2 protein-coding genes are annotated in these 607 nt (G+C 58.8%); one reads left to right on the top strand and one right to left on the bottom strand.

Annotation, left to right across the window (positions count from 1 at the left end; genetic code table 11):
• Positions 1-148 (bottom strand): type II toxin-antitoxin system PrlF family antitoxin (locus CKO15_RS13855; protein ID WP_200197426.1); only part of this gene is annotated, 148 nt, incomplete at its 3' end.
• A 169-nt stretch (positions 149-317) separates the two neighbouring features.
• Between CKO15_RS13855 and CKO15_RS13850 the strand changes: the two genes are divergently transcribed.
• On the top strand, positions 318-607 hold a 290-nt coding region (locus tag CKO15_RS13850; protein ID WP_242464822.1), incomplete at its 3' end, for a type II toxin-antitoxin system HigB family toxin.

The raw sequence follows: 607 nt of genomic DNA, 5'->3' as shown, positions 1-607 counted from the left end.
CGCGGGTCAGCACCACCTCGCCGTTGGCGCGGATGTGGTAGTGGATCTTGTCACGCTTACTGAGCTGAAGCGCACGGCGCACGGTTTCCGGTACCGTGGTCTGGTAGCGGGCGGTCAGCGTGGACTCGGCCTCAAGGGTGGTGGCCATGATGTTCTCAGATCAAAGCAATTGATGTGCTGCATGGTAATGCATGCGCATTGCCGGCTCAATGGATGGCTTGGACGACGCAGGGGGTCGTTACCGACGAGGGTGTTCTGATGATCGGGCCGTAAAGCTTGCGCTAGTCCCGCAGCGGGACTATCTTCCAGCCATGAGGATGATTGCGATCAGCCACCTGAAAGCCTTCTGGGAGCAGCATCCAGACGCTGAGCAGCCACTCCTCGCCTGGATCGATGAGGCCAAGAAGGCCACGTGGCTGTCACCGAGCGACATCAAGGCGCAGTATCGCAACGCGAGCATTCTCAAGAGCCGCCGCGTCGTCTTCACTATCAAAGGCAACACCTACCGGCTCGTCGTCGCCGTCGCCTATCGGTACGGCGCACTTTATGTGAAATTTGTCGGCACGCACCATCAATACGATGCGATCGACGCCGACACTGTTGAAAT

It is taken from the genome of Halorhodospira abdelmalekii (assembly GCF_016583625.1).
Classification (GTDB): Bacteria; Pseudomonadota; Gammaproteobacteria; order Nitrococcales; family Halorhodospiraceae; genus Halorhodospira; species Halorhodospira abdelmalekii.
The sequence above is the reverse complement of the archived record's forward strand: the minus strand, read 5'-3'. Positions and strand labels throughout refer to the sequence as shown.